23 protein-coding genes and 1 tRNA gene are annotated in these 20,193 nt (G+C 73.1%); 6 read left to right on the forward strand and 18 right to left on the reverse strand.

The genetic code is table 11. The features are described from left to right. Positions 1–18: 18 nt before the first annotated feature. The 6 genes from dcd to AC3WRM_RS04355 are packed head-to-tail and all read right to left on the reverse strand — an operon-like array spanning position 19 to position 4,171. Positions 19–594: a dCTP deaminase gene (gene dcd, locus AC3WRM_RS04330; protein ID WP_492247470.1), complete on the reverse strand. Its 576-nt coding sequence runs from the start codon at positions 592–594 to the stop codon at positions 19–21. 17 nt (positions 595–611) lie between these two features. Further along, positions 612–1,034: a hypothetical protein gene (locus tag AC3WRM_RS04335; RefSeq protein ID WP_492247469.1), complete on the reverse strand. Its 423-nt coding sequence runs from the start codon at positions 1,032–1,034 to the stop codon at positions 612–614. Then, positions 1,031–2,173: a molybdopterin-dependent oxidoreductase gene (locus tag AC3WRM_RS04340; protein WP_492247468.1), complete on the reverse strand. Its 1,143-nt coding sequence runs from the start codon at positions 2,171–2,173 to the stop codon at positions 1,031–1,033. The genes AC3WRM_RS04335 and AC3WRM_RS04340 overlap by 4 nt, the downstream gene beginning before the upstream one ends. 5 nt (positions 2,174–2,178) lie before the next feature. Next, complete coding sequence (locus AC3WRM_RS04345; protein ID WP_492247467.1) at positions 2,179–2,814, reverse strand: methyltransferase domain-containing protein; 636 nt, start codon at positions 2,812–2,814, stop codon at positions 2,179–2,181. Next, positions 2,811–3,506, reverse strand: a complete 696-nt coding sequence (locus AC3WRM_RS04350) for a TIGR04282 family arsenosugar biosynthesis glycosyltransferase (RefSeq protein ID WP_492247466.1) — start codon at positions 3,504–3,506, stop codon at positions 2,811–2,813. Before AC3WRM_RS04350 ends, AC3WRM_RS04345 begins: the two co-directional genes overlap by 4 nt. Next, positions 3,503–4,171: a glycosyltransferase family 2 protein gene (locus AC3WRM_RS04355; RefSeq protein ID WP_492247465.1), complete on the reverse strand. Its 669-nt coding sequence runs from the start codon at positions 4,169–4,171 to the stop codon at positions 3,503–3,505. Before AC3WRM_RS04355 ends, AC3WRM_RS04350 begins: the two co-directional genes overlap by 4 nt. Positions 4,172–4,255: 84 nt before the next feature. Between AC3WRM_RS04355 and AC3WRM_RS04360 the strand changes: the two genes are divergently transcribed. Continuing rightward, entirely contained in the window at positions 4,256–5,599 is a 1,344-nt protein-coding gene (locus tag AC3WRM_RS04360) for a hypothetical protein (protein WP_492247464.1), read from the forward strand. Between the two features lie 68 nt (positions 5,600–5,667). Here the strand turns inward: AC3WRM_RS04360 and AC3WRM_RS04365 are convergent, their stop codons facing one another. From AC3WRM_RS04365 to arsB, 4 genes are read right to left on the reverse strand one after another with little or no spacing between them, the layout of a single operon-like run. Then, positions 5,668–6,723 carry an NAD-dependent epimerase/dehydratase family protein gene (locus AC3WRM_RS04365; RefSeq protein ID WP_492247463.1) on the reverse strand — a complete coding sequence of 352 codons (1,056 nt, stop codon included), beginning with the start codon at positions 6,721–6,723 and terminating at the stop codon, positions 5,668–5,670. Next, positions 6,720–7,526, reverse strand: a complete 807-nt coding sequence (locus tag AC3WRM_RS04370) for an S-methyl-5'-thioadenosine phosphorylase (RefSeq protein WP_492247462.1) — start codon at positions 7,524–7,526, stop codon at positions 6,720–6,722. The genes AC3WRM_RS04365 and AC3WRM_RS04370 overlap by 4 nt, the downstream gene beginning before the upstream one ends. 50 nt (positions 7,527–7,576) lie before the next feature. Then, positions 7,577–7,978, reverse strand: a complete 402-nt coding sequence (locus tag AC3WRM_RS04375; protein WP_492247461.1) for an arsenate reductase ArsC — start codon at positions 7,976–7,978, stop codon at positions 7,577–7,579. Continuing rightward, positions 7,975–9,063: an ACR3 family arsenite efflux transporter gene (gene arsB, locus AC3WRM_RS04380; protein WP_492247460.1), complete on the reverse strand. Its 1,089-nt coding sequence runs from the start codon at positions 9,061–9,063 to the stop codon at positions 7,975–7,977. Before arsB ends, AC3WRM_RS04375 begins: the two co-directional genes overlap by 4 nt. A 75-nt stretch (positions 9,064–9,138) precedes the next feature. On the opposite strand from arsB, the gene AC3WRM_RS04385 reads away from it, so the two are divergent. Then, positions 9,139–9,492, forward strand: a complete 354-nt coding sequence (locus AC3WRM_RS04385) for an ArsR/SmtB family transcription factor (RefSeq protein WP_492247459.1) — start codon at positions 9,139–9,141, stop codon at positions 9,490–9,492. A gap of 208 nt (positions 9,493–9,700) precedes the next feature. On the opposite strand, the gene AC3WRM_RS04390 is transcribed toward AC3WRM_RS04385, so the two are convergent. The 7 genes from AC3WRM_RS04390 to AC3WRM_RS04420 form a co-directional block, all read right to left on the reverse strand. Next, a tRNA-Gly gene (locus AC3WRM_RS04390) sits at positions 9,701–9,774 on the reverse strand. Between the two features lie 108 nt (positions 9,775–9,882). After that, complete coding sequence (locus tag AC3WRM_RS04395) at positions 9,883–10,221, reverse strand: P-II family nitrogen regulator (RefSeq protein ID WP_286691146.1); 339 nt, start codon at positions 10,219–10,221, stop codon at positions 9,883–9,885. Position 10,222: 1 nt separating this feature from the next. Continuing rightward, on the reverse strand, positions 10,223–11,464 hold the full coding sequence (locus tag AC3WRM_RS04400; protein WP_492247458.1) for an ammonium transporter: 1,242 nt from the start codon (positions 11,462–11,464) through the stop codon (positions 10,223–10,225). A gap of 92 nt (positions 11,465–11,556) precedes the next feature. Further along, positions 11,557–12,531 (reverse strand): heme-dependent oxidative N-demethylase family protein, encoded by a 975-nt coding sequence (locus tag AC3WRM_RS04405; protein ID WP_492247457.1) that lies wholly within the window; start codon positions 12,529–12,531, stop codon positions 11,557–11,559. Positions 12,532–12,545: 14 nt separating this feature from the next. Continuing rightward, the gene (locus tag AC3WRM_RS04410; protein ID WP_492247456.1) at positions 12,546–13,499 is read right to left on the reverse strand and encodes a PDR/VanB family oxidoreductase; all 954 of its coding nucleotides are present in this window, start codon (positions 13,497–13,499) and stop codon (positions 12,546–12,548) included. Next, on the reverse strand, positions 13,496–14,065 hold the full coding sequence (locus AC3WRM_RS04415) for a dimethylamine monooxygenase subunit DmmA family protein (protein ID WP_492247455.1): 570 nt from the start codon (positions 14,063–14,065) through the stop codon (positions 13,496–13,498). Before AC3WRM_RS04415 ends, AC3WRM_RS04410 begins: the two co-directional genes overlap by 4 nt. Next, a complete protein-coding gene (locus tag AC3WRM_RS04420) occupies positions 14,062–14,445 on the reverse strand; it encodes a cupin domain-containing protein (RefSeq protein WP_492247454.1) in 384 nt (127 codons plus the stop codon). The genes AC3WRM_RS04415 and AC3WRM_RS04420 overlap by 4 nt, the downstream gene beginning before the upstream one ends. Before the next feature lie 173 nt (positions 14,446–14,618). Here AC3WRM_RS04420 and AC3WRM_RS04425 point away from each other — a divergent pair, with 173 nt between their 5' ends. Further along, the gene (locus AC3WRM_RS04425) at positions 14,619–15,308 is read left to right on the forward strand and encodes an SGNH/GDSL hydrolase family protein (protein ID WP_492247453.1); all 690 of its coding nucleotides are present in this window, start codon (positions 14,619–14,621) and stop codon (positions 15,306–15,308) included. Between the two features lie 22 nt (positions 15,309–15,330). Continuing rightward, the gene (locus AC3WRM_RS04430; protein WP_492247452.1) at positions 15,331–16,083 is read left to right on the forward strand and encodes an enoyl-CoA hydratase; all 753 of its coding nucleotides are present in this window, start codon (positions 15,331–15,333) and stop codon (positions 16,081–16,083) included. 122 nt (positions 16,084–16,205) lie between these two features. On the opposite strand, the gene AC3WRM_RS04435 is transcribed toward AC3WRM_RS04430, so the two are convergent. Further along, a complete protein-coding gene (locus AC3WRM_RS04435) occupies positions 16,206–17,120 on the reverse strand; it encodes a LysR family transcriptional regulator (protein ID WP_492247451.1) in 915 nt (304 codons plus the stop codon). Between the two features lie 380 nt (positions 17,121–17,500). Between AC3WRM_RS04435 and AC3WRM_RS04440 the strand changes: the two genes are divergently transcribed. Together AC3WRM_RS04440 and AC3WRM_RS04445 are read left to right on the forward strand one after the other, a co-directional pair. Beyond that, entirely contained in the window at positions 17,501–18,106 is a 606-nt protein-coding gene (locus AC3WRM_RS04440) for an HAD family hydrolase (RefSeq protein WP_492247450.1), read from the forward strand. A gap of 160 nt (positions 18,107–18,266) precedes the next feature. Next, the gene (locus AC3WRM_RS04445; RefSeq protein WP_492247449.1) at positions 18,267–20,144 is read left to right on the forward strand and encodes an acyl-CoA dehydrogenase; all 1,878 of its coding nucleotides are present in this window, start codon (positions 18,267–18,269) and stop codon (positions 20,142–20,144) included. Positions 20,145–20,193 lie beyond the last annotated feature (49 nt).

Consider the following 20,193-nt stretch of genomic DNA (forward strand, 5'->3'; position numbering starts at 1 on the left):
CTGGCTCGTGCTTCGGGTCTAGATGCTCGTCTGGTGGAAGTTGGCGTGCGACCGCGACGCCGTCGGGCCGCGCTGGCCCTGGTACCGGGAGCCGTACGCGGCGGACCCGTACGGGTGCTCCGCGGCGGACGTCAGCCGGAAGAAGCAGAGCTGGCCGATCTTCATGCCCGGGTAGAGCTTGATCGGCAGGGTCGCGACATTGGCCAGCTCGAGGGTCACGTGGCCGGAGAAGCCCGGGTCGATGAAGCCCGCGGTGGAGTGCGTCAGCAGCCCGAGGCGGCCGAGGGAGGACTTGCCCTCCAGGCGCGCCGCCACGTCGTCGGGCAGGGTGACGAGCTCGAAGGTGGAGCCCAGGACGAACTCGCCGGGGTGCAGCACGAAGGTCTCGTCGCCGGCCACCTCCACGGGGCGCGTGAGGTCGGACTGGTCGGCCGCCGGGTCGATGTGCGGGTACTTGTGGTTGTCGAAGACGCGGAAGAACTTGTCGAGTCGCACGTCGATGCTCGACGGCTGGATCATGGAGCGCTCGAAGGGGTCCAGGCTCACCCGTCCGGCGTCGATCTCGGCCAGGATGTCGCGGTCGCTCAGCAGCACGGCAGCAACCTAACCCATCAGGAGGGCGCCGACGTACGGCGACGCTCCTGCCGGACGCCGACGACCACGAGCGTGCCGACGGCGAGCGCCACGAGGATGGTCGCGACGCCCCAGGCGAGTGGGTAGTCGCCGGTGAGCAGCGTCGGGTTGTCGGGCTTGCCACCCTGGCCCGACAGCACGGCGGAGACCGCCACCGTCACGAGGGCCCAGCCGGCGAGCAGCAGGAGGGTCGGGGCGCGCGTGGCCGGTGGCAGGAGCCGACCGAGCCCCAGGCCGACGACGACGGTGAGCGGTGCCACGACGAGGTCGTGCACGAGCACCGCGCCCCCGGCCCAGACGAGCACGGACACCAGGCCGTCGGGCCGGTCGAGCAGCAGGAGGACGCCCCAGACGATGGCGGCCACCCCGGGGAGCGCGAGGAGCAGACGAGCCGTCCTCATGCGCGGACCTCCAGCGTCCGCACCCACTTGGTCTGCAGCACGCCGGGCCGGTTGGGCGCGATGATGCGGCACGGGAAGCCGTGGTCGAGGTCGAGCGGCTCGCCCTCGAGCTCGAGCGCGAGCAGCGTGCGGTGGTCCTCGACGAACACGGCGGGCAGCTCGCTACGCGCGAAGGCGCCCCGGGTCTGCATCGACGTGACGCGCACCGTGGACGCCGCGGGCGCCCCGACCAGCTCGAGCAGGTCGCGCACGGCCACGCCGGTCCACGTCGCGCTGCGGCTCCACCCCTCGACGCAGGCGATGGGCAGCCGGTGCGTGCGCTGCGGGAGGGCCGCGAGCTCCGCCCGGCTCAGCGTGACGCGGCGGTCGCCGTGCACGACCTCGAGCCGGAAGTCGGCGTCGGTGGCGGCGTCGACGGCACCAGCGGCGCGGGCGGTGCGGTTGATCGGCAGCCCCTGCGGTCCCGTCCCGTCGCGTACGGCAAGCACCGACACGCGTCGCAGCCACGGGACGCTCTGCCCGACGGTGAGCACGGTCGCCACGGCCGAGGCACCGAGCGCGGTCGCCAGCACCGCGCGACGTCCAGGAGCCCCGGCACGCTCGGCGTCGTCTCTGTCCTCGGGGTCCTCGGGGGCGAAGGCCTGACGGACCACCGGCAGCTTGACCGCCACGTGCACCAGGATGCTGCCGATCGCGACCCAGGCCACGGCCTCGTGCGCCGGCCGGAACGAGAACGACCACGGGTACCACTGCACGACGTTGAGCAGCCCGGTCACCAGCTGGAACAGCGCCGAGGCCACGAGGAGGGCGATGGACCCCCGCTCGAGCGCGTGCAGGGCGAGGCGGCGGAGGCCGGCCGGGGGACGCGCGAACAGTCGCGGGAACACCGACCACAGCTTGACCAGCAGCAGCGGCACGCAGGCGATGCCCGTGGCCACGTGCAGGCCCTGCGTCCACCGGTAGAGCGACGTGGGCCGGGGGCCGATCGGCGCCCACGCCGGCGGGTCGTACTGGAGGTGGCTCCACATCCCGGTGAGGAAGCAGACCCCGAACGCCACCCCGAGCCAGGTGCCGACCCGGGCCGTGAGCCGCGGTCCCCGCGCGCGGGCCTCGAAGTCCTCGACCCGGGGGAGGCGCACGGTCCTCAGCCCCTGGCCGGTCGGTGCAGCTCGGCCACCCAGCGACCGTCCGCCTGCAGCGTGCGGGTGTGGACGAGGTGGGCGCGGTCGGCCAGGTAGCTGACGGCGTCGAGCCCGACGACCGCCCACGCGAACGGCGCACCGAGGCGGCCGTCGACGAGCAGGCGCCGGGTCTCCTGCAGGATGCCCCCGCTCTCGCGCACCTCGACGAGCACCGAGCCGCCGGGCGCGACGAGCTCGCCCACCCGCCGGAGCAGCCGCGCCGGACGCCCGCCGATGCCGATGTTGCCGTCGGCCAGCAGCGCGTGCTGCCACCGTCCCTCGCCCGGGAGCCGGTCGAAGACGTCGCGGCGCAGCACGACCGAGCCACGAGCCTTCGCGAGCCCCAGGGCCGCGCGCGACGTGTCGACGCCCAGCGCGTCGACCCCGCGCAGCAGGAGGGCGTGCACCAGGCGCCCGGGCCCGCAGCCGAGGTCGAGCGTCGGGCCGGAGCACGGGTCGACGAACAGTGCGTGGTCGGCGTCGTCCGCGTCCGCCGCCCAGCGGTGCACCGCGAGGTGCTCCTCGACACCGGCGGCGTCGACGAGCCGCGAGTCGTCGGACGTGAAGACCGCGTCGAACGTGGCGTCGTCCAGGCTCATGCCTCTGCTCCTGCCGTCGTGGACCGGTCCACCGACGCGGCGAACCGCGACCCCGGGAGGCTGCTCGCCACGGCCTGCGCGTCCGGCCACTCGTCGACGTCGCACAGCGCGCGCAGCAGCTCGACGTCGCCAAGGGCGGCACGGGTCAGCTCGCCGGTGTCGTCGCGCGACATCGGCACGTCGCGCAGGGCGTCGGCGCGGTGCGGGTCGGGCAGGCCGAGCAGCCACCAGCCACCGTCGTCCGCGGGTCCGAGCACCTGGCGCCCCTCGGCCACGGCGTCGCCGGCCGCCAGGAGGTCGTCAGGTGCCACCTGGGGGGTGTCCATGCCGATCTGCACCGTGCCGCGACCGTGGACCCCTGCGTCGGCGTGGGCGTGGGCGAGCCGCTCGCCGAAGTCGTCACCGCGCTGGGGCACGACGATGGTGCGCTCGAGGGCGGCGCGGACGTCGCTGGCACGGGCGGCGGCGTCGACGTCGCCGGTCATCGCGACGACGACGGGCCAGCCCGTCACCGCGCGCGCGGCCTGCACGGCGTCGAGGGTGTCGAGCAGGGCGGCCGCGGCCACGTCGGCGGCGGCGTCGGGCCCGACCACGCGGCCGAGCCGCGTCTTGGCGAGCCCGGGCACGGGCGCCTTGGCGACCACGAGGAGCACGGGACCCGTCGAGGGCGGCTCGAGCGGCGCGGGCGTCATCGGAGCACCTTCGCGAAGTCCTGGACGACCCGGGCCGTGCCCTTGACCGACCCCGACACCTTCGAGCGCGTGCCGGCCGCGCGCGGTCGGTACTCGACGTCCAGCTCGCGGACCGTCCAGCCCGCACGGGACGCCTTGACCATGAGCTCGAGCGGGTACCCGAAGCGGCGGTCGCGCACGTCGAGGTCGAGGAGGTCCTGGCGGCGGCAGACCCGCATGGGCGCGAGGTCGTGGATGCCGAACCCGCTCGAGCGGCGGATCCAGGTGGCGAGCGCGAGCGTGCCGGCGCGTGCGTGCCAGGGCCAGACGCCGCGGGCGACCGGTCGGCGTCGACCCACGGCCATGGTGACGCCCTCGGTGCGCACGGCGTCGAGCATCGGCAGGAGGTCGGCGAGCCGCATCGAGTCGTCGCCGTCGATCACGGCCACGTACTCGTTCTCGGCCGCCTCGACGCCCGCGTGCACGGCGGCGCCGTAGCCGGGACGGGACTCGTGCACCACGACGGCCCCGAGCGACCGGGCGACGTCGGCGGTGCCGTCGGTGGAGCCGTTGTCGACCACGACGACCCGCAGGCCGTCGGGGACGTCGGCGAGGACGAGGGGCAGGGCCGCCGCCTCGTCGCGACACGGCACCACGACGTCGCACGTCACACCGGCATCGACCATCCCTCGAAACTACGGGCGATGGCGCGACTTCGCACGCCAACCAGCGGCCCTGCGGGACGGACGGGGTCGGGCTAGCGTGGCGACATGCAGGTCCGTCCCCGTCCGGCCGTCGTGTCGGCGCTCGTCGGACTCGTGCTCGTCGTCGCGGCCATGGTCGTGCCGCTGCTGCTCGACGAGGACGTGCGCGTGCACTTCCCGCCGCTGCACGCGTGGTGGGGTCCGCGCTTCGACCCGCTCGTCCTCGTGGCGGTGGCGGCCGGGGTGCTGCTGTGGTCGGCGCTGCCGCGGCTGTGCCTCGAGCTGCCCTGGCTGGCGGTGGTGGTGCTGACGACCTTCGCGGGATGGCTCTGGACGTGCGCACTGGGGCTGAGCGACGGCCGCTACGGGTTCGCGCGCGTGTACGGCCGCACCAGCGAGTACCCGCGCGACGCGCAGACCGTGCGCGACGTCCCCGCGATGCTGCGGGAGTTCGTCGAGCGCATCCCGTCGTCGGCGCCCGACAACTGGCACACGCACGTGGCCGGGCACCCACCGGGCGCGCTGCTCTCCTTCGTGCTGCTCGACCGGCTCGGCGTCCAGGACCCGTTCTGGATCGCGATGGTCGTGGTGACGGTGGGCGCGACGTCCGTGGCCGCCGTGCTGCTGACGCTCGACCTGCTCGGCAGCCGCGACCTGGCGCGTCGGGCCGCGCCGTGGCTCGCGCTCGCGCCGCTCGTGGTGTGGGCGGGCGTCAGCGCCGACTGGTACTTCGCCGCCCTGGCCGCCTGGGGCCTGTACCTGCTGGCGCGCGCGGCGACGTCGCGCGGACCGCGCGGCTGGGCGCAGGGCGTCGCCGCCGGGCTGCTGCTCGGCTGGTGCGTCTACCTGTCGTACGGCCTGGTGCTGCTCGGCGTCCTCGCCCTGACGGTGCTCTGGCTCGCGGCCTCGAGCCGCGGAGGTGCACGCGAGCGCGGGAGGCCGCCGGGGCTCGGCTGGTGGGCGCTGCCGTGGGCACTGGGCGGCGCCCTCGTGGTGACGGCGGTCTTCTCGGCATTCGGCTTCCACTGGTGGGAGGCGTACCCGGTGCTGCGGGAGCGCTACTACGACGGCATCGCGTCGGAGCGCTCCTACGGCTACTGGGTGTGGGCAAACCTCGCCGCGTGGACGTGCACGGCCGGCCTGGCGGTGTGGGCCGCGTTCCCGGCGACCGCCGACGCCGTCCGGCGCCGCGTGCCCCTCGCGGTGCTCGCGACCGGTGGCCTCACCACCATCGCGCTGGCGACGCTGTCGGGCATGAGCAAGGCGGAGGTCGAGCGGATCTGGCTGCCGTTCACGATCTGGGTGGTGGCAGTGCCGGCGCTGCTCCCCGACCGCTGGCAGCGTCCACTGCTCGCGTCGCAGGTCGTGGTCGCGCTCCTCGCCCAGACCCTGCTCATCACCCGCTGGTGACGCCCACCCTCCCCTGACCGTGACGTTGTGGCCCTGGATCCGGCCGATCCTGGGCCACGACGTCACGGTCAGCGACGTCGGAGCGGGTCGGTGGCCAGCCGCGCGATGCCGTCCTCGGGCGCGATCTCGGCGCGGAAGCCGAGCCCCTGTGCCGCCTTGTCGGGAGAGGCGAGGACGTGCCGGACGTCGAACACGCGGGCGTCGCCGGTGACCACCGGCTCGGGTCCGTCGACCGCCGCGGCGAGCACGCGGGCCATGTCGCCGATGGTGAACGGCCGCCCCGACGCGACGTTGTACGGCGTGACGCCCACCGGGTGCTCGGCCGCCGTCTCGACGGCGAGCGCGTTCGCGAGCGCGACGTCGTCGACGTGCACGAAGTCGCGCACCTGCTGGCCGTCCTCGAACACGCGCGGTGCCTCGCCGCTCTCCAGCGCCGACCGGAAGATCGCCGCGACGCCCGAGTAGGGCGTGTCCGCGGGCATGCCGGGACCGTAGACGTTGTGGTACCGCAGGGCCACGGCGCGACCCGACTGCAGCGTGCACCACGCGTCGGTGAAGTACTCCTGCGCGATCTTCGACGCGGCGTAGGACGTGCGCGGACGGATCGGGGCGTCCTCGGTGACCCGGCGCCACGTGACGTCGCCGCCGCAGACGGGGCACCGCGGGTCGAAGCGACCGGCCGCCAGGTCGTCCTCGCGGCGTACCGCGGGCGGCACGTCGCCGTGCTCAGGACAGTCGTAGCGGCCGTCGCCGTAGACGACCATCGAGGACGCGAGCACCAGACGGTCGACCCCGACGCGCGCCATGGCCGCGAGGAGCCGGGCGGTGCCGAGGTCGTTGTGCGCCGCGTAGTCGGGCAGGTCCTGCGCGTCGACGCCGTTGCCGACCATCGCCGCCTGGTGGCACACGACGTCGATCCCGTCGAGGACGGCGTCGAGCTCCGCCTCGCCGGCATCGCGCAGGTCGAGCAGGTGCACGTCGTCGGGTGCGGTGTCGCGCGCGCCGGGCCCGTGGGCCATCGGCAGGTAGGCGTCGAGGCGGACCACGTCGTGCCCACGCTCGGCGAGCCGCCGGTCGATGCGGGAGCCGATGAACCCGGCGGCGCCGGTGAGCAGGACCCTCACGGCAGCTCGAACGGCAGCGTCATGCCGTCGACGGCGAACCCGCACGCGCAGTCGCGCTCGCCGAGGCTGCCGATGACGGTCGCGAGCGTCGACTTGAGCGTGTCGGTGTGCTCGCGGAAGACCTGGAAGACGGCCTCCATGCTGACGGACTCGCTGTGACCACCAGCACCGTCGTCGACGCCTGCGTCGTGGTCGGTGACGAGCGCGACGGTGGCGTAGCAGAGCGCCAGCTCGCGGGCCAGGACCGCCTCCGGGTGGCCGGTCATGTTGACCACGGCCCAGCCCTGGTCGGCGTACCAGCGCGACTCGGCGCGCGTGGAGAACCTCGGGCCCTCGATGACGACCATCGCGCCGCCGTCGGTGGGCTCGTGGTCGGCCAGGCCGTCGAGGAGGTGGCCGCGCAGGCGCCCGCAGTAGGGGTCGGCGAACGAGACGTGCACCGCGCCGGAGTCGTAGTAGGTCTGCAGGCGGCCGCTGGTGCGGTCGACCAGCTGGTCGGGCACGACGAAGCTGCCGGGCCCCAGCTCGGGCCGCAGCCCGCCGACGGCGCACGGCGCGAGCACCTGGCGGACGCCGAGCGAGCGCAGTGCCCACAGGTTCGCGCGGTACGGCACCCGGTGCGCAGGGTAGCGGTGGTCGGCGCCGTGCCGCGGCAGGAACGCGACCGTGCGGTCCCCGACCTGGCCGACGGACACGGGTGCCGACGGCGGTCCGTAGGGGGTGTCCACGTCGACCTGCTCGGGATCGTCCAGGAACGTGTAGAAGCCGGATCCGCCGATGACGGCGACGTCGGGGGTGCTCATCCCCTCACCCTGGCAGCGGCGGGGGTCGGGCGCATCCCTGCGTCCGTCGCTCAGACCAGCGAGGCGAGGAGCTGCCCGACCCGGCTGCGGACCTCGTCGCGGATGGGGCGGACGGCGTCGATGCCCTGCCCCGCGGGGTCGTCGAGCACCCAGTCCTCGTACCGCTTGCCGAGGTAGAAGGGGCACTCGTCGCCGCACCCCATCGTCACGACGACGTCGGCCGCGACGACGGCGTCGTCGGTGAGGACCTTCGGCTGCTCGCCGGCGATGTCGATGCCGAGCTCAGCCATGGCCGCGACGGCCACGGGGTTCACCTCGTCGGCGGGCGTGGAGCCGGCCGACAGGACCTCCACCTGATCGCCGCCGAGCTCGCGCAGGAAGCCGGCGGCCATCTGCGAGCGACCGGCGTTGTGGACGCAGACGAACAGGACGGTGGGTCGGGCGCGGCTCATGGCGAGGTCTCCTCGAGGGGGTGGAAGCGGCGCGCCCAGAGCGCGACGTGGACGAGGCCCACCAGCACGGGGACCTCGACGAGCGGGCCGACCACGCCGGCGAGCGCCTGGCCGGACGTGACGCCGAAGGTGCCGACGGCCACGGCGATGGCGAGCTCGAAGTTGTTGCCGGCGGCGGTGAACGCGAGCGTCGCCGTCTTCGCGTAGCCCAGGCGCAGTGCACGTCCGAGGAGCATCCCGAGCGTGAAGGTGACGGCGAAGTAGAGGAGCAGGGGCAGCGCGACCCGCGCGACGTCGAGCGGTCGGCCCACGATGGCGTCGCCCTGCAGCGCGAACAGCACGACGATGGTGAAGAGCAGACCGTAGAGCGCCCACGGTCCGAGCCGCGGGAGGAACCTCGACTCGTACCAGTCGCGGCCCCGGGCCCGCTCGCCGAGCGTCCGGGTGGTCCAGCCCGCGAGCAGCGGGACGCCGAGGAACACGACCACGCTGAGGGTGATGGCCACGAAGGAGAACTCCGCCGACGTGGTCTCGAGGCCGAGCCAGCCGGGCAGCGCCTGCAGGTAGAACCAGCCGAGCGCCCCGAAGGCGACGACCTGGAACACGGAGTTGACGGCGACGAGGACCGCGGCGGCCTCGCGGTCGCCGCAGGCGAGGTCGTTCCAGATCAGCACCATCGCGATGCAGCGCGCCAGGCCGACGATGACGAGCCCGGTGCGCAGCTCGGGCAGGTCCGGCAGGAACAGCCACGCGAGCGCGAACATCAGGGCTGGGCCGACGACCCAGTTCAGGACGAGCGAGGCCGCGAGGAGTCGGCGGTCGCCGGTGACCCGCGACGTCTCGTCGTAGCGGACCTTCGCCAGCACCGGGTACATCATGACGAGCAGGCCGACCGCGATCGGCAGCGAGACCGAACCCACCGACACCGCCTCGAGCGCCTCGTCGAGCCCGTCGACCGTGCGGCCGAGGACGAGCCCGGTCGCCATGGCGAGCAGGATCCACACCGGCAGCAGGCGGTCGAGCCGCGAGAGCCGCTCCACGACGGGTGCCGGGCCGAACGACGTCGCGCCGAGCTCCTGCTGCACGTCCACTCCTTCGATGAGGTACATCGACCGACGTCGATGGAGGGAGCGTAGCGGGTCCTGGGGCATAATCGCCGGGTGACCTCCTCGCCGCTCCCCTCGCCGACCTCGGCCTGCGGCGGGACGCTGGCGTCGACGCCGCTCGAGCGCGAGGAGGCGGTCGAGCTGTCCCGCACGTTCAAGGCCCTCGCCGACCCGAGCCGCGTGCGCCTGCTGTCGCTCGTGGCAGCGCACGAGGGCGGCGAGGCCTGCGTCTGCGACATCACCGGCCCGATCGGGCTGAGCCAGGCGACCGTGTCGCACCACCTGAAGGTCCTCGTCGAGGCCGGCCTGCTCGCCCGCGAGCAGCGGGGCACGTGGGCCTTCTACTCCGTCGTCCCGGGCGCGCTGGCCCGCGTCGCCGACCTCCTCCGCACCACCACCCCCGCCTAGCCCCCCAGGTGCCCTTGGGGTGGGGCACCACCCGAAGGGTGACTCCCCAACGCAACGCTGAGTTGGGGCGAGCCCCTTGGGTGGGGGTGATGACGTCGTCGAAGCAGGCCGCGACGTGGAGCCGATGACGGGATCCCAAGCCCGGCGGCTTCGCCGCACAGGGGCCCGACTCGATGAGAGCATCGGCGACAGAGCGCCTTCGGCGCGATGGAGCCGATGACGGGAATCGAACCCGCGTGTCTTGCTTGGGAAGCAAGCGCTCTGCCATTGAGCTACATCGGCCGGTGACGCCCAAGGTACCCGACCCTGGGCGCTGCGGGCGACGAGGGGAGCGCGGCGCCGACCCCCGGGCGACGCCGCGCTCCTCACTCCCGTCGGTCGGGGCGGCGGTCAGACCGCCGACTCACCACGCTCCCCCGTCCGCACCCGGACGACCTCCACGAGGTCCGTCGCCCAGATCTTCCCGTCGCCGATCCGACCGGTGCGGGCGGCCTCGGTCACCGCGTCGAGCACCGCCTCCAGGTCGGCGTCGGAGACCACGACGTCGACGCGCACCTTCGGCCGGAACTCCACGCGGTACTCCGCGCCGCGGTAGACCTCCGCGTGCCCCTTCTGCGCGCCATGGCCCGACACCTCCGTGACGGTGAGCCCGGCCATGCCGAGACCGGTCAGCGCCTCCTTGACGTCGTCGAGCCGGTGCGGCTGGACGACGGCGGTCACGAGCTTCACGTCAGGTCCTCTCGAGGTCGTAGGCCGACTCGGCGTGCTGCGTGAGGTCCATGCCCTCGAGCTCGTGCTCCTCCGGCGCCCGCAGGCCCATCACCCGGTCGAGCACCCGCGCGATGACGTAGGTCGCGACGAACGCGTAGCCCGACACGACGACGATGCCGACGACCTCGCGCCAGACGATGTCCCAGCTGCCGCCGAGCAGGACGCCGCGGATGCCCGCCGGCGAGCCCTCGAAGCCGATGAGCACCACGCACAGCGAGCCGACGATGCCGCCGATCCCGTGCACGGCGAAGGCGTCGAGCGACTCGTCGATCCCGAGCCTTGACTTCCAGGTGACCGCCCACGCGACCACCGCGCCCGACGCGAACCCGACGAACAGCGCACCCAGCGCGTCGACGGCATCCGCCGACGGGGTGATGCCGACGAGCCCGGCGATCACGCCCGAGCACATCCCGAGCGTGGTGGCGTGCCCGTCGCGCAGCCGCTCGACCAGGCAGAAGCCGATCATGCCGGTGCACCCGGCGAGCAGCGTCGACATGATCGCGAACTGGGCGAGGAAGTTGGCCCCGCCGGCGGTGCCGCCGTTGAAGCCGATCCAGCCCATCCACAGCATCCCGACGCCGACGAGGACGATCGGCAGGTTGTGCGGACGCATCTGCACGGTGCGACGCCTGCCGAGCACGAGGGCCAGCGCGAGCGCCCCGAAGCCGGCCGACATGTGCACGGCCGTCCCGCCCGCGTAGTCGTGCAGCTGCACCACGTTGCGCAGCCAGCCGCCCTTGGTGTCCTCGCCGTCGAACGCGAACACCTGGTGGCCGAGGGGCAGGTACACGAGCGTCAGCCACACGCCCGAGAACACGAGCCACGCGGAGAACTTCATGCGCCCGACCGCCGCCGACGCGACGATCGCGACCGTGATCGCGGCGAACAGCACGTAGAAGGAGAACCAGTAGGGGTCGACGATCGACCCGTCGCCGGGATCGTCGTAGATGCCCGTCCAGCCCAGGTGCTGCAGCGGGTCGCCGATCACGCGCCAGCCGCCGAGGCTGTCGCCGACGACCACGCCGTGGCCGTAGAGCACGTACAGGACGGACACGACGGCAAGCGTGCTCATGCACATCATCAGCATGTTCAGGGCGTTCCTCGGCCCGACCATGCCTCCGTAGAACAGCGCGATGCCGGGGAACATGATCAGGACGACGGCGAATGCGGCGAGCATCCACGCCACGTCGGCTGCGGTCATCGACAGACCTCCTCGGGTGTGGGGGTGGTGGCGACGTCCCGGACGGGACGCCGCGCCGGACCGGGGTTCGGTCCGGGGTCGGGGGGGTGGGTTCAGGGCGTGCGCGCGTGCAGCCAGGCGACGGCGCGGTCGCGGTAGCCGGCGATGCCCTTGTAGTCGGCGATGTCGTCAGGCAGGTCGGCCACCACGGCCGCCGTGGTGGCCCGCCACGGCTCCACGCGTGCCAGCTCCTCGAACGGCAGCAGGTAGGTGCGGATGAGGAACAGCACCGCGCCGGACTCCTCGAGGCGCACGAGGTGCTGCACCTCCGTGCGCAGGTGCACCTCGCGCCCGAAGGTCGTGTCGTCGACGGTGAGGATGCGCGGCCGGTCCGGACCCCACTCGGGGTAGCGCTCGGTGGAGACGTCGAGCTGACGTCCGATCGTGAGCGTCCAGTTCGTGCGCCGGTACGGCGCGCCCGGCTGGAGCCGCATGATGAACTCGCGGGCGCGGGTGATGACGCCGGTCTCGCGCAGGCGCGGCACGGGGCCGTGGATCTCCAGGAACGACATGCCGACGTCGAAGCCGAACGACCAGTCGGCGGCGAACGTCACCAGGCCGGCGTCGCCCCAGAGGTCGCCGTCGCGCTGGTCGAGCAGCACGAGGTCCTCCTGCACCTGTCCGGCGACGTAGCGCAGCGGCTCGTCGGGCAGCGTCGACGGCCGGGCGTAGGTGAACGGCTGCTCGACGTCGAGGAGCCGGTTGGTCCAGACGTACGACGGTCCGTCGCCGTCGAGGCTCATGACGTCGGGGTAGGTGGCCGCCAGCTCGCGCATGAGCGTGAGCATCGTGTCCCAGCAGGCGGGCGCCATGTGGTCGAGCACCGCGTAGCGGCTGGGGTCGCGCTCGAGGACGGCGGCCCGCTCGACCAGCTCGCGGTGGTACTCGCCGTCGACGTCGACGACGCTCGCGCCCCACTGCCCGGCGGGGGTGCCGACGACGCGAGGGGCCGGCTCGACGTTCGTGGTGTAGCGGTAGCGGTCGGTGGGGAACGGGAAGGGGAAGCCCGCGACGAGGGCGCGGTCCACGCTGGGCTGGGTGGTCACAGGTCGAGCTCCAGTCGGTCGTCGGCGGCCCGCGACACGCAGCACAGGAGCGTGTCGGCGGCGGCCTTCTCGGCGTCGCTGAGGACGAGGTCTCGGTGCAGCGGGGTACCGGCGGCGACGCGCACCCGGCACTCTCCGCACACGCCCTGGCGGCAGAGGTTCGGCACGGACAGCCCGGCTCCCTCGAGCGCGTCGAGCAGGCTCGTGCCCGACGGCACGGGGACGGTCCGCCCGGAGGCGCGCAGCACGGCCTCGAACGGCTCGCCGGGGTCGAGGTCGTCGACGCCGAAGTGCTCCACGTGGATGCGCTCGTCGGGCCAGCCGAGACGTCGGGCGGCGAGCGTGACGGTGTCCATGAACCCGGCCGGGCCGCACGCGTAGAGGTGGGTGCCGACCGGCTGGTCGGCGAGGCGACGCTCGAGGTGGTCGCCCAGGGCCGTCCGGTCGGTGAGGCAGGTGAGGGCGTCGCCGGCGAGGTCGCGCAGGTCCTCGAGGTGGGCCGCTGCGCCGGGTCGGTGCGCGTACAGCACCTCGACGTCGCGTCCCCACCGCACGGCGCTGCGCAGGTGCGACAGGATCGGGGTGACCCCGATGCCGCCGGCGACGAGCAGGTGCCGGCGCGCGGCGAGCACGGGCGGGAACGCCGAGCGCGGCGACGTCACCTCGACCCGGTCGCCGGTGGCCAGGGCGTGCACCCAGCGCGAGCCGCCGCGGCCGGCGTCGAGGCGCAGCACCGAGATCGTGTAGGCGCGCGGGGCGACGGAGTCGCCGGTGAGGGAGTAGGCGTTGGCGACGGCGGAGGTGCCGGGCGGTCCGCACGTCACCAGGACGTGGCTGCCCGGTGTGTACCCGGGCAGCGTGCCGCCGTCGGGGCGGACGAGCCGCACCGACCGCACGCCGGGCACGGTGTCGTCGACGGCCGCCACGACGAGGGAGAGGCTTGTGCTCACGCCCCCTCCTCCCACTGGCCCGTCCCCCACTGGCCCGTCCCCCACTGCCCCGTCCCCCACTGTTCGGCGTCGACCTGGTAGCCGAGGAACGTCCCCTGGCGGCGCGAGACGTGGTGGTGCACGAGGAGCCGTCGGTCGCAGCCGACGCAGGGGACGACGCCTCCGACGTGGGTGGGGGCCGAGGTCACCGCGGCGCAGTGGGCGCACGTGACGAGCAGGTCGTCGGTGCTCGTGGTGGCGACCGACAGCTCTGCGTCGACCAGGCCCCCGGCGAGGGCGCGGGCGCGCAGGGGGAGCACGGCCGTGAGCGGTCCGGCGACCAGGAGCCGCCAGCCGACGCGGGCCTCGGCGAGCTCGGCGTCCACCACGGCCAGGGCCTCGTCGGTGCTGGCGACCGCGTGCAGACGTCCGGGCGCGACGGCACCGGCGAGCCAGGTGGTCGCGACGTCGACCGCCTCGGCCCCGACGGCCACGGCCGTGCACGCGGTGGCGGCCGGGTCGCACGGCGGCGTCGACGGCCGGACCGCCCACGCCGGGACGCTGGTGAGCTCGAGGGCCGGGTTCACAGCAGGCTCGCGTCGCGGTGGCCGGTGTAGAAGGCGAGCGCGCGGTCGGGCGTGCTGAACCCGATGCGCGAGCCCCGGGGGAAGAAGATCGCGTCGTGGCGGCGCGCGACGAGCTCCTGCCCGGTGTCGAGGTTCACGAGGTGCAGCTCGCCCTCGAGCACGACCTTCATCTCGTCGTAGTCGTAGACGTACTCCAGCGGCTGGTCCGTGTGCTGCAGCTCGAAGTAGCCGGAGCACATGACGCTGTCGTCGGGGTTCGCGTACACGTCGCCGATGAAGCCGAGCGTGCTGCCGATGTTCATCGGCGGCAGCCCGATGTGGCCGTCCGTGGTCACCCGGAAGGGTGGGACGGACGTGACGGTCTGCGTGTCGGCGGTCATGGCACCCTCCGGATCGTTGATTCTTGCGACGAAACTTTGTTACCTACGATGAAACTTTGGCGGTGTTTCGTCGGCATGACCTGCGCGAAAACCTCTGGTCTCCGAGGTCTCCCGGAGCCGTGAGGCCGCTCACGCGACCTGCGTGGGAAGGAGCCGGTTGGTTCACTGGGCGCGTGACGACGTTCGAGTACTCCAACCTCAGCGGACGACCGCCGGGCCCGGTGGTCTCCAGGCTGGCGCTGGTGCTGCCGGGCGTCCGCCACGTCCTGGAGCAGGTCGAGCCTTACGCGCGCTGGTGGGAGGACGCGAACCGTCGCGCCCTCGCGTCGGGCCGGCCCCTCTGGATCGCCCTCGGCGACTCGATGACCCAGGGCATCGGGGCGAGCGCACCTGACCGCGGATGGGTGGGTCAGCTCGCCGCCGACCCGCCGCCCGCCCTGCGCGACGTCGCGGTGGTCAACCTGTCGTTCAACGGCGCGCGCGTGCTGGACGTCCTGGACCGCCAGCTCCCCGCCCTCGAGCGGCTGCGCGCCGTCGGGCACGACGTCGCCCTGGTGACCCTCCTGATCGGCAGCAACGACATCATGAGCCCGCGGTGGAGCCGTCGCCTGCCGGCCGCGACGGAGCGTCTGCTCGACGCCGTGCCGCGCGGCACGGTCGTGGCGACGCAGCCGGGTCCGCAGCGCTCGGCGGTCGCGTTCAACCGCGTCGTCGACGCGCGCGCACGCGGCTACGCGATCCGCGTGGCCGACTTCCGCGTGCCGCACATGCGCGACTGGCGGGGACGCCTCGCCGAGGACCGCTTCCACCCCAACGACCGCGGCTACGCCGCGATGGCGGAGGTCGTGCGGCACGCCCTGTAGCGCCGGCCGCTACGGTGCCCGCATGTCCTTCGCGCTGCTGCAGTCCGACGGTCCGCTGCGGACCATCACGCTGAACGACCCGGAGCGGCTCAACGCCCTCGACTGGCCCCTGCTCGACGAGCTGCGCGACGCGGTGGCCGCGGTGGCGGCCGACGAGCACGCCCGCGCACTGCTCGTGACCGGGGCGGGGCGCGCGTTCTGCTCCGGCGCGAACGTCACGAACCTCTTCGGCGACCGGTCACGCCCCGTCGACGAGCTGCGCGACCACCTCATGAAGGTCTACGCCTCGTTCCTGCCGATCCGTGACCTCGCGATCCCGACGATCGCGGCCGTGCACGGGCCGGCGGTGGGCGCGGGTCTGAACATCGCGCTGGCGTGCGACGTGATTGTCGCCGGTCCGAGGGCCGGCTTCGGGCCGACGTTCACGCAGATCGGCCTGCACCCCGGCGGCGGCTGCACCTGGATGCTGACGCAGCGCATCGGCTCGGCGAACACGGCGGCCGCCCTGTATGCGGGCGAGGTCATCGGCGCCGACGACGCCCTGCGCCTCGGCATCGCCCAGGAGCTCGCCGACGACGCCCAGAGCCGCGCGCGCGACGTCGCGCTCGGCTGGTGCGAGCGCAACCCCACGCTCATGGCCCACGTGAAGCAGTCGGTGCGCGTCGCCGCGACGTCGGACGCGGCCACGTCGCTCGACGTCGAGGCGCGGTTCCAGGCGGAGTCGCTGTCGAGCCCGGAGTTCGAACGCTTCGCCGCGCGGTTCGCGAAGGACTGACGATCGGGGATGGATTCCCAGGTCGGCCTGGTAATCCCATCCGCGCACGGCTTGCTCTCCGTGCTTGGCTGAGATTCCCGCGCCTGGTGGGGAGATTCCCAGGTCGACCTGGGAATCTCCGCTCACGCGGCGCCGTGGGCGTCGGCGACGAGCCGCGCCTCCTCGCGCAGGGCCTGGACGACGAGGCGGACGGAGGGGCGCTCGAAGCGGTCGGGGCGCAGGACGGCGGAGATCTCGCGGCGGGCGCGGACCCCGAGGAGGGGACGGGTGACCAGGTCGTTGCCGTGCTCGCGCGTCGTGAAGCGCGGCAGGATGGCGAGGCCGTGCCCGCCCGCGACCATGGCCTCCACGACGCCGTTGTCGGCGAAGCGCTGAGCGACCTGCACGGGCTGTCCGGTCGCCACGACGACCTGCTCGAGGACCCGGTCGAACGGGTAGCCCGGCGGGACGCCGATCCAGGTCTCGCCCACGACGTCGCGCGGCGACAGGTTCGCCTTGCGGGCGAGCGGGTGGTCCTGGGGCAGGGCCACGTCGAGCGGCTCGCTCATCAGCGGCACCACCTGCAGGCCGCGGTCGTGCCACGCGGCCGACGTCGTGGGCGAGTCCGACAGCACCACGTCGTGGTCGGCGGTGAGGTCGCCGACGGCGTCGGGGTCCTCGGTGTCGGTGCACACCAGCTCGACGTCGGGCCGCTCGGCCATCCTGGTCAGCAGCCCGGGCAGCAGCATCTCGCCCCCGGTCGGGAACGTCACGAGCGTGACGCGCCCGGCCGGCTGCTCCATGAACGTCCGCCACTCGCCCTCGGCCCGCTCGATGGCCACGGCGATGTCGGTGGCCGCCCGCGCCAGCGCCCGCCCGGCCTCGGTGAGCGCGACACCCCGCCCGGCGGGCTCGACGAGCGGGTAGCCGGCCTCCTTCTCGAGCGCCTTGAGCTGCTGCGACACCGCCGAGGGTGTGACCCTCATCGCATCGGCGACGGCGCCCACCGAGCCCCGCTCCGACAATTCCCTGAGAACCATGAGGCGACGGACATCCATGTAGTGATGCTACATGTTACGTGTAGTTCTCTTCGCTTGTCCTTGACAGTCGCCAGCGCGACCATGGACACGTCAGCTCGTCCCCACCCCCCCTTCGAGGAGGCCCCCCATGATCGCTCTCGCCGTGCTCGGCGCCGTCGTCGTCACCGTCGGTGTCACCAAGTCCGCCTACCTCGTCGCCCGCGACGGGTACGGCCGCATCCCGACCGTCCAGCGCTTCTGAGACCCGCCGTCGGTCCCCGCGACCGACGGCCCCCGACCCGGCCAGGTCCCGACGCCCCGGCCGGGTCGCCCGCCGCCCGGCACGACCGCCGGGCCCCACGCACGCCGCCACCGACGCTCCCCCGACGCCGGTGGCGGCGTTCGTTAGTCTCGGGCTCGTGACCCGCCTCGTCGTCGGCTTCGACCTCGACATGACGCTCGTCGACTCCCGTCCCGGCATCGCCGCCACCTTCCAGGCGCTCTCCCAGGAGACCGGCACCTTCATCGACACCGACGTGGTCACCTCGCGCCTCGGGCCGCCCCTCGAGGTCGAGCTCTCCCACTGGTATCCCGCCGAGCAGGTCGACGCGATGGCCGACCGCTACCGCGCGCTCTACCCCGACCTCGCGATCCCGCGCGTGGAGCTGCTCCCCGGGGCGCGGGAGGCCGTGCAGTCCGTGCTCGACGCGGGCGGCGAGGCCTTCGTCGTCACCGGCAAGAACGGGCGCAACGCCGCGCTGCACCTCCGGCACCTCGCGGTCGACCTCGACGTCGTCGGCGAGGTGTGGCGCGAGGGCAAGGCCGACGTGTTCCGCGCCCGCGGCGTCACCGCGTACGTCGGCGACCACGTGCACGACATGGAGGCGTGCCGCTCGGCTGACGTCGTCGGCGTCGGCGTCCCGACCGGCCCGTGCACCCCCGACGAGCTCCGCGCGGCGGGCGCCGACCACGTCGTCGACGACCTGCACGGCGTCGTCGACCTCGTGCCCGCTCTGTCCCGCTGAACGGCCCGCGGAGGCCGCTCGGCCCACGTGACGCACGAGTCGTGCCCCGGGACTTGTGTCAGGCCCCTCATCTGCGGATACTTGAAGTTACCTGCCGGTAGCACTCTTCGGTAACACGTGTGCACCGGACACCGCACCCTCGATCCAGGAACAGGCAGTCATGAGCCACTACAAGAGCAACCTGCGCGACGTCGAGTTCAACCTCTTCGAGCTGTTCGGACGCCAGGACGTCCTCGGCAAGGGAGCCTTCGAGGAGGTCGACCTCGAGACCGCGAAGAGCATCCTCGTCGAGACCGAGCGGCTGGCCCGCGAGGACCTCGCACCCTCCTTCGAGGACTCCGACCGCAACCCGCCCGTCTACGACCCGAAGGCGATGACGGTCACCATGAACCCCGCCTTCGCCAAGAGCTACAAGGCCTGGATGGACGCCGAGTGGTGGCGGCTGCAGGTCCCCGAGGAGCTCGGCGGCCAGAAGGCCCCCTCCTCGCTCATCTGGGCGATCGGTGAGTTCGTGCTCGGCGCGAACCCGCCCATCTGGATGTACTCGGCCGGCCCGGCCTTCGCGCGCATCGTGTTCGAGAACGGCACCGAGCGCGACAAGAAGATCGCCGCGTTCATGACCGACCGCCAGTGGGGCGCCACCATGGTGCTCACCGAGCCCGACGCGGGCTCCGACGTCGGCGCGGGCCGCACCAAGGCCTACCCGAACGAGGACGGCTCCTGGAACATCGAGGGCGTCAAGCGCTTCATCACCTCGGCCGAGCACGACATGAGCGAGAACATCATGCACCTCGTCCTCGCGCGTCCCGTGGGCGTCGAGGGCGTCGGCGGCCCCGGCACGAAGGGCCTCTCGCTCTTCCTCGTCCCGAAGATCCACTTCGACCACGAGACCGGCGAGCTGACCGGCGAGCGCAACGGCGCCTACGTCACCAACGTCGAGAAGAAGATGGGCATCAAGGTCTCCACCACGTGCGAGGTCACCTTCGGCGACCCGTCCACCGGTGGCGGCGAGCCGGCCAAGGGCTGGCTGCTCGGCGAGGTGCACGACGGCATCAACCAGATGTTCCGCGTCATCGAGAACGCCCGCATGATGGTCGGCGCCAAGGCCATCGCGACGCTGTCGTCGGGCTACCTCAACGCCCTCGAGTACGCCAAGGAGCGCGTGCAGGGCGCCGACCTCACGCAGGCGGCCGACAAGACCGCCCCGCGCGTGACCATCACGCACCACCCCGACGTCCGCCGCTCGCTCATGACCCAGAAGGCGTTCGCCGAGGGCCTGCGCTCGCTCGTGTTCTACACGACCACCTGGCAGGACGCGATCATGCAGAAGGCGGAGTCCGGCGAGGACGCGTCGCTGGAGGAGTCGGTCAACGACCTGCTGCTGCCGATCGTCAAGGGCTACGGCTCCGAGCGCTCGTGGGTGCTGCTGGGCACGGAGTCGCTGCAGACGTTCGGCGGCTCGGGCTTCCTGCAGGACTACCCGATCGAGCAGTACGTGCGTGACGCCAAGATCGACACGCTCTACGAGGGCACCACGGCCATCCAGGGCCAGGACCTCTTCTTCCGCAAGATCGTGAAGGACAAGGGTCGCGCCATCGGCTACCTCGCCGAGCAGGTCGGCGAGTTCGTGAAGAGCGAGGCCGGCAACGGCCGCCTCAAGGTCGAGCGCGAGCTGCTCGCCACCGGCCTCGACGACGCCCAGGCGATCCTCGGCGCCGCGTTCACCGACCTCATGGCCAGCAACCCGGCCGACGAGAAGGGCGACCTGAAGAACCTCTACAAGGTCGGCCTGAACACGACGCGCCTGGTCTACGTGCTCGGCGACCTCGTCGTCTCGTGGCTGCTGCTGCGCGGCGCGGAGGTCGCGCTGGCCAAGCTCGACGAGGGCGCCACCGGCTCGGAGAAGGCGTTCTACGAGGGCAAGGTCGCGGCGGCGTCGTTCTTCGCGCGCACCGTGCTCCCCCGCCTCACCGCCGAGCGCGCGATGGCCGAGAACGTCGACGCCAGCATCATGGAGCTCGACGAGGCGGCCTTCTGAGCCGTCGGCACCAGGCACCACGACGAAGCCCCCGCCCGGTACCGGGCGG

The sequence above is a fragment of the Aeromicrobium sp. EU05-FHT14F07 genome, from assembly GCF_058790455.1.

Excerpts from the sequence above, each read along its gene's own strand:
- AC3WRM_RS04335 (WP_492247469.1), bottom strand. The coding sequence starts at position 1,034 with ATGAGGACGGCTCGTCTGCTCCTCGCGCTCCCCGGGGTGGCCGCCATC.
- AC3WRM_RS04345 (WP_492247467.1), bottom strand. The coding sequence starts at position 2,814 with ATGAGCCTGGACGACGCCACGTTCGACGCGGTCTTCACGTCCGACGAC.
- AC3WRM_RS04350 (WP_492247466.1), bottom strand. The coding sequence starts at position 3,506 with ATGACGCCCGCGCCGCTCGAGCCGCCCTCGACGGGTCCCGTGCTCCTC.
- AC3WRM_RS04355 (WP_492247465.1), bottom strand. The coding sequence starts at position 4,171 with ATGGTCGATGCCGGTGTGACGTGCGACGTCGTGGTGCCGTGTCGCGAC.
- AC3WRM_RS04360 (WP_492247464.1), top strand. The coding sequence starts at position 4,256 with ATGCAGGTCCGTCCCCGTCCGGCCGTCGTGTCGGCGCTCGTCGGACTC.
- AC3WRM_RS04370 (WP_492247462.1), bottom strand. The coding sequence starts at position 7,526 with ATGAGCACCCCCGACGTCGCCGTCATCGGCGGATCCGGCTTCTACACG.
- AC3WRM_RS04375 (WP_492247461.1), bottom strand. The coding sequence starts at position 7,978 with ATGAGCCGCGCCCGACCCACCGTCCTGTTCGTCTGCGTCCACAACGCC.
- AC3WRM_RS04400 (WP_492247458.1), bottom strand. The coding sequence starts at position 11,464 with ATGACCGCAGCCGACGTGGCGTGGATGCTCGCCGCATTCGCCGTCGTC.
- AC3WRM_RS04420 (WP_492247454.1), bottom strand. The coding sequence starts at position 14,445 with ATGACCGCCGACACGCAGACCGTCACGTCCGTCCCACCCTTCCGGGTG.
- AC3WRM_RS04430 (WP_492247452.1), top strand. The coding sequence starts at position 15,331 with ATGTCCTTCGCGCTGCTGCAGTCCGACGGTCCGCTGCGGACCATCACG.
- AC3WRM_RS04435 (WP_492247451.1), bottom strand. The coding sequence starts at position 17,120 with ATGGATGTCCGTCGCCTCATGGTTCTCAGGGAATTGTCGGAGCGGGGC.
- AC3WRM_RS04445 (WP_492247449.1), top strand. The coding sequence starts at position 18,267 with ATGAGCCACTACAAGAGCAACCTGCGCGACGTCGAGTTCAACCTCTTC.